The organism is Streptomyces sp. NPDC007907, assembly GCF_042959365.1.
GTDB classification, from domain to species: Bacteria; Actinomycetota; Actinomycetes; order Streptomycetales; family Streptomycetaceae; genus Streptomyces; species Streptomyces indiaensis.
The window spans coordinates 81,267-95,691 of the sequence record NZ_JBIBKR010000003.1 but is presented as its reverse complement, the minus strand read 5'-3'; the positions used below and the strand labels follow the sequence as shown (position 1 = coordinate 95,691).

Here is a 14,425-nt window from a genome sequence, read left to right as displayed (position 1 = left end):
GTCAGGCCGTTAGGGCCTGCTCGGTGGTCGGGCGGCAGGGGATGACGCTGTCGACACCGGTCATCTGCAGCACGCGCAGAACGGATGGCTGGGCTCCGGCGATGCGCACCCACCCGTCTGCGTCCCTCGCCTGCTGAGAGGCGGCGACGAAGACGTTGAGGCCGCTGGAGTCCATGAAGGTCACCCCACTGAGATCAGCGACTATCCGCGTCGGCACCGGCCCCTCCTCACCCAGCAGGGCCTTGCTGAGCTTGTCCTGGACGTCGTGGTCGATCTCGCCCCGCAGGGTCACGACACGGACCCCCTCGACGACGTGGTCTTCGGCGGTGAGACGATCCGGCCGGTCGGCTTGCTCGGTGTGGGGCACGTTCTCCTCGGCTGCGATCTAGGCTTGCCCCCTTCGGGGGCGGGACACGCGGGGGTGATTGTGCCCCACTGATACGGACGGACGCATCTGCATGCGCATTCGTATGCGATCGGTGCGGCATGCATGGGGACGGACAGGCCTTGATGAAAGCGGCCGGTGCCCAATCCGCAATGCGGGTGGCAAGGGCACCGGCCAACCAAAGACCCTCACGAAGAGGAACTCCGCCGCAGCAACCGTTGTCCCGCAGGGGCTCGTGGCGATGACGGGAGCCGGGACCAGCATCACGTTCACGCGCGTTGGGTGCTGGCAGGCGTCGCTCCGCTCCGCAGGCGGCCGGGGGTGGTGTCCAGGCGCTGGCGTAGCAGTGTGGTGAGCGTGGAGGCGTTCTCGTATCCCACGCGGCGGGCGACGGTCTCCGTGGGGAGGTCCGTGGTGCGCAGCAGGTGGGCGGCCTGTTCGAGCCGGATGCTCTGGGCGAATCGCAGGGGGGAGATGCCCAGTACCTTGTCCACGGCGCGCTGGAGGGTCCGTTCGCTTGTCCCGAGTGCCCTGGCCGCTTCGGCCATGCGCAGCGGCTGGTCGATGTGTGCACGCACCCAGCTCTCGAAGGCGCTCACGGTGGGATCGGTGCGGGCGAGGTGGCTGGGGATGGCGTAACCAGACTGGGTGGGGCGGTGGTCGACCACGAGATAGCGGGCCGTGAGGTCCGCGAGGGCTGGGCTGGCCTGACGTACCAGGGCGAGGGCGAGATCGAGGTGGGCCATGGCGGCTCCGGCCGTAGTCACGCCTGGGGCGTGGGCCAGCATGTGGCTCTCGTCCAGGACAACTTGGGGGTATGTCTGCCGGAAAGCCGGCGCCAGCCACCAGCTGGTGGTGGCGGCCAGCCCGTCCAGCACGCCGGCCTCGGCGAGGAGGAACGTGCTGGTGCAGGCCGCGGCCAGGGGGACACCGTCGGCCTTGGCCCCCCGGACCGCTTCACGTTCGGGACCGCGTTCCGGGGCGGCCACCCATTCCAGCAGGGGGGCGGGCTGCTTGGGGCCGGCTCCGGGCACGACGAGGACATCGGGCCGTGGAGCGTCCTCGATGGTTTGAGCCTCGATCACGTGCCCGGAAGCCGTACGAACGGCACCGTGCCCGCTGACGCGGGTCAGCTCCCAGCGTGGTGGGGGGTGGGGCAGTTCCTCTCGCAGCTCGTTGGCCATCTGCAGGACATCGAAGACCGTGGCCAGCCCGGAGTCGAAGAGGCTGTCCATCACCAGCACCGAAATCCTCATGTCGGAAACGGTAAAGCATCCGGCGGATCCGCCACTGACTGCAGTCCACCGGCCCCTCCTACGGTGATCACATCGCGCAACGGCGCAGCATCACATCGCACTCACCACGCACCAAGGAGCACTCCATGACCAACGCCCTTGTCCCCGACACCGCCCGCATCGGACTGCTCGCCCGTATCGAGGCCAAGCCGGAGTACGTCCGCGAGGTCGAGGAACTGCTCACGGGAGCCCTCACCCTGGCCCAGGACGAAGCCGGCACCACCCTCTGGTTCGCGCTGCGCCTAGGCCCCACCACCTTCGGCATCTTCGACGCCTTCGGCACCGAGGAGGACCGCACCGCGCACCTCCAGGGCCACATCGCGGCGGCGCTCATGGACAACGCCCCCAAGCTGCTCGCCGAAGCCCCCGAGATCCTGCCCGTCGAGGTGCTGGCCGCGAAGCTCTCCTAGCCTGCCCGCACACCCGTCAACACCCAAGGCACTACAAGCAGCGATGGCCTCTGGACCGCGGATCAGGTGACGGACCCGAACCCAGGTGGTCCTGGAGCGATTGGACCGGTCGGCCCTCGAACTGGACCGCGCCGACCCCGGTGGCGCCGACCAGCTCAGTACCCGGCTCGAAGCGTCCTGGCAGGCCCGGTGCGAGGACCTGCTGGAGAGTTTGGGGTGACGCCTTGTCGCGCGAACCAAGCGGCAGTGTGAGGTAGGCGCATCCGGCTCCGTTGCGGCGGTCCTTGTTGAGGCTCCCGGCTGCCCGGCCGGCGAAGTTGTCCCCACCGCAGTCCGGGATGCGGCCGAGCTTCTTGACGTCGATATGGAGCAGTTCGCCGGGCCGGGAGCGTTCGTAGCGGCGCACGGGTTCGCCGGTGGCCCGGTCACAGGCTGCCAGGGCGGGCAGGCCGTGACGGCCGCAGGATGCGGTGAGCGGCGGAGGCGGCGATGCCGCATCGGGCGGCCAGCCGCACCCGTCCGATGCGGTGCTCGCCGCGCAGGCGCACGACCTGCTACTCGATGACGGCCGGGGCACGACCAGGCTGGTGGTGCGGGCGGTTAGAGGTATTGATCACGAGGGGCGGCCCGTGAGCCCGCCGATCACGCGCTCGGACGCTCCCGCGGCGGGCTGAGCACCAAGGTCCACCTGGCCGCAGACTGCCGCGCACAACCGCTCGCCTTCACCGTCACCGCAGGCCAAGCAGGTGATGCACCCGCCTTCGAAACCGTGATGTCCCGCATCCGCGTGCCTCGAAGCGGACCGGGCAGGCCACAAACGCGGCCCCTCGCCGTTCTGGCCGACCGCGCGTATTTCTCCCGCGCCATCCGCAACCACCTGCGACGCCGGGGCTTTCGTGCGGTCATCCCGCAGCCCTCCGACCAAGTCGGTCACCGCCTGCGACGAGGCCGACTCGGCGGCCGTCCACCCGCCTTCGACGCGGACGCGTACAAGCAGCGGAACGCCGTCGAGCGGTGCATCCACCGCCTCAAACAATGGCGCGGCCTGGCCACACGAACTGACAAGCTCGCGATCGCCTACCTACCAGGCCGCACTCCACCTCGCGGGCATCCTCATCTGGACCCGGCGCTGACCGAGGAGACAGAACCTAGTTGAAGCCGAGGCAGACGTTAACCGACGAGCCATTGCCCAAACCCGACGGGGCAGGGCTTCATGGGCGTGGCGTGCTTGACCCGCCAGGTCACCACCTGCACAGTCGGGATGCGGCACTGTGACCGCGCTGCCTCCCTCTGCCGGCCGGTCCCTGATCCATGAGTGGCGGACGGCCCTGACACCCAGGAGTGCCTGGTCCGATGGTCCTCGACCTGATGGTGATCGGTACGGCCATCACCCTTGGACCCTTGCACAACAGCGCCTTCATCCTGCTGCTCTCCTCGCGGCGCGGAGTCCGTCAGGGCCTGGTGTTCCTGTTGTCGTGGCTGGCCAACCTGATCGCCGTAATTGCCGTCGTAGTGCTGCTGACCGGCGGGCAGCCCCCGACCCGGCACAGCGCGCCCTCGACGATCGTGATCGCCGCAAAACTCGTCATCGGTCTGGCCCTGGTGCTGTACGGCGCGCACCGGCGGCACCGGCCGCCCCGCCCGCACGGCCCACCGCGCTGGGCCGCCCTGATCGACAACGCCTCTCCGGTCGCGGCCGCCGGTGTGGCCTGGCTGGTGCAGCCCTGGGCGCTGGTCGCCGCCGGTGCTGCGACGGCCCTTGAGGCGAACCTCTCCACCGCCGGCGACTGGCTCGCGCTGACCGGCTACTGCCTGCTGGCCACGCTCAGTCTCATCGTCATGGAGATGTACTCGGTCTGGGCACCGGCGGCCGCGGAAGCCCGGCTCAACGCCCTGCGGAACTGGCTGGACCAGCACCAGGAGCAGTTGATTGTCACGCTCTCCCTCCTTGCTGGCCTGTGGTTGACGGCCGTGAGCATCTATGAGCTGGTCACCTGAGGCAGGAGGCCCCAGCTGCGTTTCGCCACCCTGGTCGGCGGACCCCATAGTGATCGACAAGGAACCCTGCAGGGGAGATACCCGGGGGCCTGCAGGGTTCAGCTGGTACGTTGCAGCGTCGGCGGGGTCCAGTCGCTGGTGAGGGCGGGCTGCTGGGGCCAGTACAGGCCTAGGAAGACGTTGAAGCTGCCTGCGGGTGCTGGGGGCCAAGCGCGCGCGGTCGGGGCCCGGGTTCTCGTGCTGGACGTAGATGTCCAGGGAGTTCCTTGGACCTGGACGGCGTGGACGGCTTCTGTACCCAGTGCGGCGGGTCCGGCCACACCAGGTGCGGCACCACCTACGAACCGAGGTTCACCTGCGAGGAGCTGAGGGCACGAGGACCCGAAGAAGCTCGGGAACTCGTTCACGAACCGGCTGGCCACTGCGAAGCCCACCCCCGGCGAACGCCGCAGGGGTGCGGGCCTTTTACGTTTCGGCCTCAGGCTGGCTGCTGCTCCTGCCGGGTCAGCTTTTGGAACAGCGCGCTGTAGTCTTCGGGATGCTGCTCGCGCAGGACCTTCAGCCACACACGAGCGCCGTTCACGAACACCGCCGGTTCCCTCTTCGCGTGCAGGTGGTTCACCACGAAGAAGGCGTCGTCGTACGGCAATCGAAGGGGCGCTCGCCGCGGTCACGCTCGAACCGCAGCAAGGCCGACCAGGGTCCCGCCCAGTGGCTTCCGCCCACCGCCGATACGCACTGCCGCTACGCCGCAGAGCGGGTGGGCACAAGACTCCGTCGGGATCTGGCCGCCGATGAAGGCGAGCTGGTCGCCCTGCGTCAGCTGGCTGACACCTGCCCGAGTCAGACGGTGGAGTACGAGCGGGCGCCGTAACGGAGGCGCAGGTGCGCGGGCTCCAGCATCTGGTCCGGTCCGGCAGCCGTTTTCGACCTTCGAGGTGGGTAGTCGGCCCGGACCAGGGTGCTGGAACTGAGGGGCTCGCGCACGTCCAGGCAGCGCGTCGTACCGGGCTCACCGAGTTCCCGGGCCATCTGCAGGTGCGGTCGCCCGCCGGCCAACAAGCAGTTCTTGGACCGCAAGTGCGGTCTGGTCGTCTGCGGTGGCGACCTCGACCACGGCCGAGGCCTGGTCGTGCCGCGTGTGCTTCGGTGATCGGCCTCATGTCGGGATTGCGCTCGGCCGCTGGGGTTCTGTTGTCCTGCCGTCTTCAGCCGCTGCGCTGCTCGTCCGCAACGGCAGGGACTGTGTCGCAGGTTTGCGTCCGATTGGGCCTGGCTGGTCCCCTCCGCCGAGATGCCGTTTCGGGCCGTCGAGGCAGTCACAGATGGCCAGTCTCTCGCCCCATGCGGCAGACGAGGGCAAGCTGTGAGCTTGCCGCCAGGTTCAGCTTTGTCAGTGCCGCGTGTGCCGTGCGTCTTGCATGGGCGGCATTCCGCTACCCAACGTGTCCCATTGCCGCCAGAACACGTAGCGCGTCGGCGGTGGCGGCGGCCTCGGCGCGGACGTGAAGGCCACCGACCCGCTCGGGCGACGCTGGGTGATCCGGTGCAAGCACCGCCGCAACGGCGCGCGCGGCTCGGTCATGGGCACACCGGATCCGCAGGTCCTCAACGGCACGGCCCGCCAGGTACACGGCGCGGATGTCGCAGTGATCGTGACCAACGGCCGGGTGACCCGGCCGGCCGTCACCTTCGCCAAGCAGCAGCTGCTGCGCGTCGTGGACCGCCAGACCCTCGCCGTGTGGGCCTCCGGGTCCCGGCCGCTATGGGAGCTGCTGCGAGCTGTTCCACCCCCGCGACGGCTCACCTCTCTGAGCTGACCTGGTGCGAGGAAGGCTGTGGTCCTGCGGGTTCCCCACCTATGCGCCGGACCTGAACCGGCAGAAGGGCATCTGGTCGCTGGTCAGACGGATGCGCGATATGCCTGGATTCACTCCGGTCGGCTCGGCCCACCACCGGACGAGTTCCTCCGGCAATGCCCTGATGACGATCTCAAGATCGTCATCAAGCTTTCGGCACCTGCCTGTCGGGGACTACATAAGGCGCTGTGGCTGGGTAGGGGTTCGTGTGACGAGGAGGGCGATGTCGTCGGCGTGGTCGGTTGCCATGCCGGCGAGGAGTTCGTCGCAGAAGGTGTCGAGGTCTTCGCGGGCGAGGGCGGCGGCGTGTTGTCGTAGGCGGGTCATGCCGTGGGTGAGGTCTTCGCCTCGGCGTTCGATGAGGCCGTCGGTGTACATGAGAAGGGTTGAACGGGCTGGCAGCGTTTCGGTGGCGTGGTGGCGCGGGAGGCTGGGGTCGACCCCGAGCAGAAGGCCGCGGCCGCCTCGGAGGTAGTGGGTGTCGCCTTCGTGGGTGACCAGCAGAGGTGGTGGGTGGCCGGCGCTGGAGTAGGTGATCGTCCAGCCTCCGTCGTCGTCCTGGTCGAGCAGGGCGTACAGGCACGTGGCTGTGGCCTGCGGATAGAGGATGCCGTGTGCGAGGTCGAGGCGGCGCAGGATGTGCCCGGGGGGTTCTTGGCGGTCGCAGCCGATGCCGCGCAGCATGTTGCGCAGCTGGCTCATGGTGATGGCGGCGCGTAGGTCGTGGCCGGTGACGTCGCCCATGATCATGGTGGTGCTTCCGCCTGGCAGGGGGAAGCTGTCGTACCAGTCGCCGCCGACTTCGGCGGTGGCGGCGGCAGGTGCGTAGCGGGCGGCCATTTGCAACGGGCCTGTTTTGGGAAGGGTGGGCAAGAGGGAGCGCTGGAGGCGTTCGGCGATGTGCTGGGTCTCGCGGTGCAGCCGCGCGTTGTCCACGCCCAGAGCGATGCGGTGGGTCAGGTCCTCCACCATGGCGAGGTCGTCGTCTGTGAGAGGGGCTCGGTCTGCGGAGCGGCCGATGGTCAGGGCGCCGAGGACTTGCCGGCGGGCGCGCACGGGGGCGACCACAGCGGTCTGGGTGCCGAGCTGGTCGAACAGCTCAAGCTGGCGGGCGTGCAGCGGGTCGGCGGCCTTGTCGGGGCTGGGGATGTCGCCTGCGGTCAGCAGCAGGGGGCCGGCACCGATGAGCGCGCGTGAGAGCGGCCCGACCGGATCTTCCGGGATGTCGGGCAGTAGCCCGGTCAGTCCGCCGACCGGCAGTATGTCGGGATTGCGGTGCACGACGCTGACCCTGCGGGGGCGTCCGTCGTCGTCGAGCAGGTCGACCGCGCACCAGTCGGCCAGCTGTGGCACCAGGATCCGGCACACCCGCCGCACCGCGGCATACGAATCGAGCGTGCTGGTCATGGCGGTGGTGGTCTCCGCCAACAGGGTCAACCGGTCCAGCGCCCGCTGGACCACCTGGTCCACCTCGAAGTCGTCCATACCCCTCTCCTTCCCGCCAGGCCCACGAAGGAGCACCGGATACGGCACGCCTGCCCCTCAAAGCGCCTGACAGCTCACACGTGGACCCGAGCCCGACTTCGGGGTGAGGAGGTTCTCCAGGCGGTGCTCGTCAGGTTCGGGTGGCGGGCAGGTCGGCGAGGCGGCGTATCGCACTGAGCCCGTCGTCGGTGCCGGGCCAGTGCCGGGCCAGGGCCTCGGGCCCGGCGTGGCGGACGACCGAGCGCAGAACGGCGGCGATCACGATGGCGTCGTCTGCGTAGCCGAGGACGGGAATGAAGTCCGGTACCAGGTCGATCGGCATGGCCAGGTAGCCGAGCAGCAGCCACAGCCGGACGCGCACGCCGCGCGGCAGGGTGTGGTCGCGGGCCAGGCGTGGGATGAGCCTCAGCAGGTCTGGCAGCAGCCGGATCGCCTCGGTCAGCAGGTTCCCGCGCGGGAGGACGAGAGCGAGGGCGGCGAGGGCGAGCAGCCAGAGCAGCATCAGCCCGCCGACCAGGGCAAGGGCTGTGGACCACCAGATGTTCACGGGCGGTGTCCTTCTCCTCCGGCGGCGCGCAGCCGGGCCCGGTCGCGCCCCGTGCGTGTGTCGGGGCTGGTGTCGGCGGCGAGGGCGGCGGCCTCGAACGCCGTCATCGCGGTGCGGGCGCGCTCCAGTTCGGCACGGACCTCGGCACCGATTGGCGCGGCGAAGTAATCACGGACCGCGATCTTGCCGACCCACGTCTCGAATCGGGCCAGATCCGCCTCGGACTCCTCAACCTCGGCGAAGGTGGTGCGGCCCTTGGCCGTCTCGGCTTCGATCTCAGCGAAGAACGCCGGGAGGCGTGCCAGGACCTCGCCGTACTCAGCGGTGACGGAGGCGCGGAACTCGCCGATGACTTCGCCGCGCTCGACCGGGTCGGTCAGGGTCAGGTGCAGCAGGCGGGCCGTGCCGCCCTCGGCGCGGACCTTGTCCACCAGCTTGCGCACGGTGCCCGCGACCGGCGGACGGTCGGGCAACAGGCACACCGACTGTTGCACATACACCGCCCCGAGTCCGCGCAGCTTGCGCCACACATGCACCCGCAGGGAGTCGGCAGCGCCGGCGGTGCTCACCGCCACCATCAGCCAGGCGTCCTCAGCCCTGGCCGGGGCCGACTCGTCCACCTCACCATCACTCACAGGTTGATGATACGCCCGTAACAGAAGGATCGCCGACGTTGGCTCCCTGCTCCTGGCGCCTCTCTCTTGCCTTCGTCAGTTCTGGGAGCACCGGCCGTGGAGCGATGTTACGGCTGTAACAGGCACGGCTTGTCCGGGAACGCAATGACCGGTGCCGGTCCGCTGGCGGGTCGGGGACGACACCCAGCCATGGCGGTGGGTTCGCAGGATCGTGGCCCGTCAGCGGTGTGCGTGTTCCGGGGCGCCGATGGGCTTGAGTGGAGCGGCCGGGAGTTGGCTGCGGTGGGGCTGTGCGGGGCGGTCGCTGGGTGCTTGGGCATGTGGAGCGGTGGGGTGGACCGGGCGCAGCAGGACGGTGGCGTCGAGGCCCCCGTCTGGGGCGGCTTGCCGGGTGATGTGGCCGCCGCCGGAGCGGGTGAGTTGTACGACGATGCGCAGGCCGAGGCCGGTGCCGTCGTGGTGGGTGTCAGAGGCGCGCCAGAACCGGTCGGACGTGGTCGGCCGGGTAGCCGGTGGTCGTGCTGTGGACGTGGTGTTCGGCGGCGAAGGGTACCCAGGTGGCGGCCCCGTCGGTGACCAGGGCGCCGTGCAGACCCTGCGGGAGAGATGGATCCGCTCTGGGACGTGTCCACCGATTTGGAGGCAGATCTGCAGCGGGAGGTGTTCGCCCGCCTGTCTAGACCGCCAACAAGGACGACGTCCTAAGGCGGCTGCGCCGCATCGAGGGCCAGGTGCGGGGCCTGCGGCGCCCGGTCGAGGAGGACACCTACTGCATCGACGTCCTCACCCAGGTCGGTGCCCTCACCAAGGCCCTGCAGTCCTTCGCCCTGACGATGATGGACGACCACCTCCACTCATGCGTGGCCGACGCGATTGCCCAGGGCGGCGACCAGGCCCAGGACAAGATCGCCGAAGCGTCCCAGGCCATCGCTCGCATGGTCCGTGCCTGAACCCGCCCCGGGTCGGGGCGGGGCGCGGCTGCGGTCAGTTGCGTGCCAAGTCGCCGCATTCGGCGGTGACCAGCCAGGAACTGCTGCGCAGCCACACCCCGCCGTCCGCCTCATGGCGCTGAAGGGCGGCCGTCAGCGCCTGACGCGCTGCCTGCTGTGCAGGAGGGGCCACCTCGTCGAGCAGGTGACGCCCGGGGCCCGAGTCCAGCAGGAACGCCGCGGCGTCCGCCGCGTCGGCGCCCCACTTCCCCGCCGCCTCGATGCGCTGCACGTCCACCCCGTCGAACCCGCCTGCGGCGAGCAGGTCGCGGATGTGGCCGGGATCCGTCAGGGAGAACATGCCGGGGCCGCCGGCCTTCCCGAAGTCGCCGAGCGGCAGGATGTCCTTGAGCGAGGCCAGCGCGACGAGCCACTCGTTGGCCTCGGCCACGGCCGCGCAGATGAAGGCCAGCCGGCCGCCGGGGCGCAGCGCGCGGTGGAGGTTGGCGAACGCGGCGACCGGGTCGGTGAAGAAGGTCATGCCGTACCGGCTGATGACCGCATCGAACGCCTCGGCGTCCAGGGGGTGGACCTGGGCGTCGCCCTGCACGAAGGCCACGTTCGCGACCCCCTCACGTACGGCGCTCTCCTGCGCCCTGCCCAGCATCGGCCCCGACAGGTCCAAGCCGAGCGCCCGGCCGCGTGAGGCCCGCCGGGCGGCAAGGCGGGTGGTACGGCCGGCTCCGCAGCCGATGTCCAGGACGGTGTCGGTTTCCGAGATGGCTGCTGCGTCCAGGAGGGGCTGGTTGAAGCCGTCGTTGACGGCGTCCCAGCGCTCCTGGCTGCGGGCCCACTGCGCCCCCTCGTATTCGTTCCACGCCTCGGCCTGCGCGGTGTTGGCGAACTGCCCCATGGGTGAACTCCCTCCCGCCGAGGCGCGGCGGGGCGCCCCGGCCCTAGAATGGGCAAGTGCCCAAACAGTATGGGCGAACGCCCATACCTGCAATCGGCTGAGGGGAAGGGGCTGTTGTGTCACCTCGTGGAGTGGCGATTCCGGACTTGCGCGAGCGGCTGTTCGCAGCCGCGGAACGGGTGGTGGCCCGCGATGGCGCCGTGGCCCTGACCAGCCGCGCGGTCACCGCGGAGGCGGACTGCGCCAAAGGCGTCCTGCACACCCACTTCGCCGGACTGGACGAGTTCGTCGCCGAACTGGTCCTGGACCGCTTCGCGCGCAGCGCCCGTCAGGCCGAGGCCCTGCAAGCCAAAGTTGGACAGGCCACGGTCGCCGAGAACCTCCAAGAGGTCGTCGAAACCCTGCTGGACTCCCTGCCGCCTGCGGTGGTGGGCCTGGCGATGACCCGCCCCGCGGCCGCGGCCCACACCCGCGAGGGCTTCCAGTCCGGCGCGCCCGCGTTTGATGCGATCCAGCACGCCGTCACCGCCTATCTCCAGGCGGAACAGCACGCCGGCCGGATCCCTGCGGGCTGCGATGCCGCAGCCATCGCGCTCGCGCTCGTCGGCACGACCCACCACCTGCTGATGACCCGCACCCCCGGATCGGCCCCGGACACCGCAGTGACCACGCAGCGCCTGCTGGCCGTCCTCCTCGGCAGCTGACCTGCACGCCTGTGCGGCCGAGGCGGTGGCCCGCGGCGGCGAGCGAGGCCCGCCCCGAGGTGGAGGAAGCGGGCGAGGGGGTCGCCCGGATGGTCTGCTCCTCAAACGCGGTGCACCGGCCGCCCCTACGATGAACCTATGATCGCCGCCGTCCAGCGCACGCCGAGCCGCCGCCCTGCCGGGCGCGGCTTCGTGCTGCTGGTGCTGGCGGTACTGGCCGGTGTGCTGGCCATGCACGGCTTCGGCCCGGCGCCCGCATCGACGGCGCAAGGCCACCAGGGTCACGTCCGGCATGCCGTTCCGGCCTCCGCGCCCCACGGAGCCCCCAGCTCCCACACCGCCGTGCACGAGGCCGTGACGGATCGGGCGTGTTCGCACTCGGCCGGCGGCACGGAACACCTCGCCCACGCGGACGGGACGTGCGCCGCCGCGGGTGTCGCCTCCCCGTACGCGCCGCCGCAGCTGGCCGCGGCTCTCGACGCGGTATCGGCGCCCCCGGTGCTGCCGGGCAGCACCGGGGGCGGCGCGTGGAGCGGCCGGGCACCGCCTGATCTGGCTGAGCTGCAGCTCCTGCGGATATAGAGCCGCCCGCACGACCCCGTGCCCTTGCCGGCGGCGGGGTTCGTGCTCCGGGCTCTCATCATCCGTTCCTCGCGTGTGCCCGCTGACCGGGCCGCGCAGTCAAGGAGTAGCACCACCATGATCAGCAAGCGTTCCCTCCTGCGCCGCAGCGCGGCCGCCACCGTCGCCGCGGCGGCCGCACTCGTGCTGGCCGCCTGCGGCAACGACAGCGGTATCGACGGCTCGGCCGGCCACAACGGCCACACCGCCACCTCGCCGCCCGCCTCCGCACCGGCCTCGCAGGGACAGCACAACGCCGCCGACGTGGCGTTCGCGAAGGGCATGATCCCTCATCACCGCCAGGCCATCGAGATGGCCGATCTCGCGCCCTCGCGCGCGCAGTCGGCCGAGGTGAAGAAGCTCGCCAAGGACATCAAGAAGGCCCAGGACCCGGAGATCAAGACCCTGTCGGGCTGGCTGGCCTCCTGGGGTGAGCAGGTGCCCGCCCAGGGCGAGATGGACCACTCAGCCCACGGCATGGCCGGGATGATGAGCCCGCAGGAGATGGAGAAGCTGGAGAACTCCTCAGGCAAAGCGTTCGACACCGCCTTCATGGAGCTGATGATCAATCACCACGAAGGCGCCGTGGAGATGGCCAAGACGCAGAAGGCGCAAGGTGCCTTCCCCGACGCCAAGACCATGGCGGCCGAGATCATCACCTCCCAGTCCGCGGAGATCGAGCAGATGAACAAGCTCCTCGGCAGGAGCTGACCCGGCACACCGGTCGGGCAGGGACGGCACACGCCGCCCCTGCCCAGCCTCCTTGCGCTGCCTAGCGCTCTTCCGCTCCGCTCAACTCCCGCTTGGATCGCCCGAGCCCGGCCTGCTCATCACCCTCGGCACCGACGGCCGCATCCTCACCGGTCGCGACGGCTGCAGATGCGGCAGTGCTCGCGCATGTCCGCGTGGGGGGAGCACTCGTCCACACAGGCCTTACAGGCGGCAACGCAGGCGGTGAGGAATCCTCATCATCTATATCCCCATTGGCATCGCCACCCTCGCCGCCACCGGCCTCCTGCCGGCCGTAGGCCGTCGCCGGGGCGGTCTCGACGTCCTGGGTGGCCGCCCACACCTGCTGCGGCCGACTGTTGTGGGCGGCGAGGTCGAGCAGCGGCAAAGCGAAGCCAGATACCCCCTGGGTGTACCTGAATGGGATCTCGATGAAGGGCAGAGCAGCGGTGACCGCCGACCTGGCCTTCGCGGCCTTCGCCATCGTCAGGGCCCCCGAGACCGGGTGGGGCAGCGCGCAGACTCTCCTGCAGTTGACCGGCGCCGCCGTTCTGCTGGCCATCTTTAACAGGTCATCTCATTTGATGAGTCGGCGGTAGCAGATGAGGGTGCAGGCGATGCTGGTGAAGGCCAGGAAGTGGCTGGCTTTGCGTTCGTAGCGTCGGTGGAGGCGTCGGCATCCGGCGAGCCAGGCCATTGTGCGTTCGATAGTCCAGCGGTGCCGGCCCAGCCGCTGGCTGGAGTCCGTCCCTTTGCGGGCGCTCCGGGGCGTGATGAGGCGGTCACGTAACCATCGCCGCAGGTGGTGGTAGTCATAGCCTTTGTCACCGTGCAGCTTGCCGGGCCTGCGCCACCGTCGACCGCGGCCGGAGCGGATCGGCGATATGCCCTGCACGAGCGGGATCAGGGCCTGACTGTCGTGGACGTTGGCACCGGAGATGCCGACGGACAGGGGCAGACCGGGCCGCTCGGTGATCAAGTGGACCTTCGAGCCGTACTTGCCCCGGCCGACAGGACTCGGGCCTGTCAGTTCCCCCTCAGGGCCCGCATGTTGACCGAGTCGATCGCGCACCGGGACCAGTCCAGCTCGCCGCGGGCACCGAGCTCGTCGAGGACCAGGCGGTGGAGCTTGGCCCACACTCTGGCCTTCGACCAATCTGTGAACCGCCGGTGGGCCGTGGCTCCTGAGGGCCCGAACGAGGCGGACGGCAGCTGCTGCCACGTGCAGCCCGACGTTGCGACGAACACGATCGCGGCCAGCACTTCCCGATCTCCGTGCCGGCGCCGACCACCGCCTTGCGGACGGGTCGGCACCTCCGGCACCACCCGCTGGAACAACTCCCACAACTCATCCGGTCCCCACGGCAACAGGCTGTCGAACACGCCAAATGAGATGACCTGTTAGCTGCGGCTCAGCGTCTCGGCGATGGCCGTGGCGGAGACGCTGGGCGTCTACCAGTACTGCGCGGAGCGATGGGGCGACGGCGTCTGCGGCCTTCAGAAGGGCACCGACGCTGCAGCGGGGGCCCCGGTGGGCGGGCGGCGGGGCCGTCCGTGAGGGCGTCCAGCTCCCGGCCAAGGCCTGTGGGTTGTTTCTTGATCACCAGCGTCCCCCTTCGGTCCTGATGGGTGGTGCGTGTGAGGGGGTGCACCCGTGACCCGGGTGAACCCCCTCACTCCGGCACGGATCAGCCGGCCGGCTGGGTCCAGGTGCCGAGGACGAAGGACCTCGTCCGCGGGACCTCGCCACACGGTGCTGCCGTCGTCCTGCGGCTCCGGGTATGTCGCCAGGCCCGTTATGCGCCAGCGTGAACACCCGCTCCGCCCCCGCACCGGCCCGCACCGCCCCCCGCGCCACCCCGGTTCACCGCCGCTGCGCCGTGGTCACCTCCGGCAGGTGCCGCACGTCCAGATA

General features: G+C 70.1%; 17 protein-coding genes and 4 pseudogenes. 10 read left to right on the top strand and 11 right to left on the bottom strand.

Translation table 11 applies throughout. The features are described 5' to 3' along the window. Window position 1: 1 nt before the first annotated feature. Window positions 2-367: an anti-sigma factor antagonist gene (locus tag ACFZDI_RS11705; RefSeq protein WP_391249715.1), complete on the bottom strand. Its 366-nt coding sequence runs from the start codon at window positions 365-367 to the stop codon at window positions 2-4. Between the two features lie 287 nt (window positions 368-654). Then, on the bottom strand, window positions 655-1,641 hold the full coding sequence (locus ACFZDI_RS11700) for a helix-turn-helix domain-containing protein (protein WP_391249713.1): 987 nt from the start codon (window positions 1,639-1,641) through the stop codon (window positions 655-657). A 125-nt stretch (window positions 1,642-1,766) separates the two neighbouring features. Here ACFZDI_RS11700 and ACFZDI_RS11695 point away from each other — a divergent pair, with 125 nt between their 5' ends. Both ACFZDI_RS11695 and ACFZDI_RS11690 read left to right on the top strand, forming a co-directional pair. Beyond that, window positions 1,767-2,090 carry a putative quinol monooxygenase gene (locus tag ACFZDI_RS11695; protein ID WP_391249711.1) on the top strand — a complete coding sequence of 108 codons (324 nt, stop codon included), beginning with the start codon at window positions 1,767-1,769 and terminating at the stop codon, window positions 2,088-2,090. A gap of 85 nt (window positions 2,091-2,175) precedes the next feature. Continuing rightward, a complete protein-coding gene (locus ACFZDI_RS11690) occupies window positions 2,176-2,310 on the top strand; it encodes a hypothetical protein (RefSeq protein WP_391251150.1) in 135 nt (44 codons plus the stop codon). Here ACFZDI_RS11690 and ACFZDI_RS11685 read toward each other — a convergent pair. Next, a pseudogene (locus ACFZDI_RS11685) lies at window positions 2,278-2,740 on the bottom strand (IS481 family transposase); the annotation flags it as partial. The gene ACFZDI_RS11690 and the pseudogene ACFZDI_RS11685 sit on opposite strands and share 33 nt — an antisense overlap. On the opposite strand from ACFZDI_RS11685, the pseudogene ACFZDI_RS11680 reads away from it, so the two are divergent. Beyond that, window positions 2,722-3,223: pseudogene (locus ACFZDI_RS11680) on the top strand (IS5 family transposase); the annotation flags it as partial. The pseudogenes ACFZDI_RS11685 and ACFZDI_RS11680 sit on opposite strands and share 19 nt — an antisense overlap. 220 nt (window positions 3,224-3,443) lie before the next feature. Beyond that, window positions 3,444-4,088, top strand: coding sequence for a GAP family protein (locus tag ACFZDI_RS11675; RefSeq protein ID WP_391249708.1), 645 nt, complete (start codon window positions 3,444-3,446; stop codon window positions 4,086-4,088). Between the two features lie 478 nt (window positions 4,089-4,566). On the opposite strand, the gene ACFZDI_RS11670 is transcribed toward ACFZDI_RS11675, so the two are convergent. From ACFZDI_RS11670 to ACFZDI_RS11660, 3 genes are all read right to left on the bottom strand, one after another. Beyond that, the gene (locus ACFZDI_RS11670; RefSeq protein WP_391249706.1) at window positions 4,567-4,737 is read right to left on the bottom strand and encodes a hypothetical protein; all 171 of its coding nucleotides are present in this window, start codon (window positions 4,735-4,737) and stop codon (window positions 4,567-4,569) included. Between the two features lie 194 nt (window positions 4,738-4,931). Beyond that, window positions 4,932-5,147 carry a hypothetical protein gene (locus tag ACFZDI_RS11665; protein WP_234845229.1) on the bottom strand — a complete coding sequence of 72 codons (216 nt, stop codon included), beginning with the start codon at window positions 5,145-5,147 and terminating at the stop codon, window positions 4,932-4,934. After that, entirely contained in the window at window positions 5,101-5,205 is a 105-nt protein-coding gene (locus ACFZDI_RS11660; RefSeq protein ID WP_391249705.1) for a DUF6207 family protein, read from the bottom strand. The genes ACFZDI_RS11665 and ACFZDI_RS11660 overlap by 47 nt, the downstream gene beginning before the upstream one ends. Before the next feature lie 355 nt (window positions 5,206-5,560). Here ACFZDI_RS11660 and ACFZDI_RS11655 point away from each other — a divergent pair. After that, window positions 5,561-5,908, top strand: a pseudogene (locus ACFZDI_RS11655) (restriction endonuclease); the annotation flags it as partial. 213 nt (window positions 5,909-6,121) lie between these two features. On the opposite strand, the gene ACFZDI_RS11650 reads toward ACFZDI_RS11655, so the two are convergent. The 3 genes from ACFZDI_RS11650 to ACFZDI_RS11640 form a co-directional block, all read right to left on the bottom strand. Next, window positions 6,122-7,432, bottom strand: coding sequence for a SpoIIE family protein phosphatase (locus tag ACFZDI_RS11650; RefSeq protein ID WP_391249703.1), 1,311 nt, complete (start codon window positions 7,430-7,432; stop codon window positions 6,122-6,124). 130 nt (window positions 7,433-7,562) lie between these two features. After that, window positions 7,563-7,979, bottom strand: coding sequence for a DUF1232 domain-containing protein (locus tag ACFZDI_RS11645; protein WP_391249701.1), 417 nt, complete (start codon window positions 7,977-7,979; stop codon window positions 7,563-7,565). Then, window positions 7,976-8,614: a Chromate resistance protein ChrB gene (locus ACFZDI_RS11640; protein ID WP_391249699.1), complete on the bottom strand. Its 639-nt coding sequence runs from the start codon at window positions 8,612-8,614 to the stop codon at window positions 7,976-7,978. Before ACFZDI_RS11640 ends, ACFZDI_RS11645 begins: the two co-directional genes overlap by 4 nt. A 698-nt stretch (window positions 8,615-9,312) precedes the next feature. Here ACFZDI_RS11640 and ACFZDI_RS11635 point away from each other — a divergent pair. Beyond that, a pseudogene (locus ACFZDI_RS11635) lies at window positions 9,313-9,564 on the top strand (metal-sensitive transcriptional regulator); the annotation flags it as partial. Window positions 9,565-9,598: 34 nt separating this feature from the next. Here ACFZDI_RS11635 and ACFZDI_RS11630 read toward each other — a convergent pair. Then, window positions 9,599-10,456 (bottom strand): methyltransferase domain-containing protein, encoded by an 858-nt coding sequence (locus ACFZDI_RS11630; RefSeq protein ID WP_391249697.1) that lies wholly within the window; start codon window positions 10,454-10,456, stop codon window positions 9,599-9,601. Window positions 10,457-10,572: 116 nt separating this feature from the next. On the opposite strand from ACFZDI_RS11630, the gene ACFZDI_RS11625 reads away from it, so the two are divergent. The 3 genes from ACFZDI_RS11625 (at window position 10,573) to ACFZDI_RS11615 (ending at window position 12,492) form a co-directional block, all read left to right on the top strand. Next, entirely contained in the window at window positions 10,573-11,160 is a 588-nt protein-coding gene (locus ACFZDI_RS11625) for a TetR/AcrR family transcriptional regulator (protein WP_391249696.1), read from the top strand. A gap of 138 nt (window positions 11,161-11,298) precedes the next feature. Next, window positions 11,299-11,742, top strand: a complete 444-nt coding sequence (locus ACFZDI_RS11620) for a DUF6153 family protein (RefSeq protein WP_391249694.1) — start codon at window positions 11,299-11,301, stop codon at window positions 11,740-11,742. Between the two features lie 117 nt (window positions 11,743-11,859). After that, on the top strand, window positions 11,860-12,492 hold the full coding sequence (locus ACFZDI_RS11615; protein ID WP_391249692.1) for a DUF305 domain-containing protein: 633 nt from the start codon (window positions 11,860-11,862) through the stop codon (window positions 12,490-12,492). 595 nt (window positions 12,493-13,087) lie between these two features. On the opposite strand, the gene ACFZDI_RS11610 is transcribed toward ACFZDI_RS11615, so the two are convergent. Next, window positions 13,088-13,881 (bottom strand): IS5 family transposase gene (locus ACFZDI_RS11610; RefSeq protein ID WP_391251071.1). Its coding sequence is split into 2 segments (ribosomal slippage): window positions 13,088-13,548 and window positions 13,548-13,881, totalling 795 coding nucleotides; the frame shifts between segments, so codons are not numbered across the junction. Window positions 13,882-13,936: 55 nt separating this feature from the next. On the opposite strand from ACFZDI_RS11610, the gene ACFZDI_RS11605 reads away from it, so the two are divergent. Continuing rightward, complete coding sequence (locus tag ACFZDI_RS11605) at window positions 13,937-14,068, top strand: hypothetical protein (protein ID WP_391249690.1); 132 nt, start codon at window positions 13,937-13,939, stop codon at window positions 14,066-14,068. The last annotated feature ends 357 nt before the right edge of the window (window positions 14,069-14,425 follow it).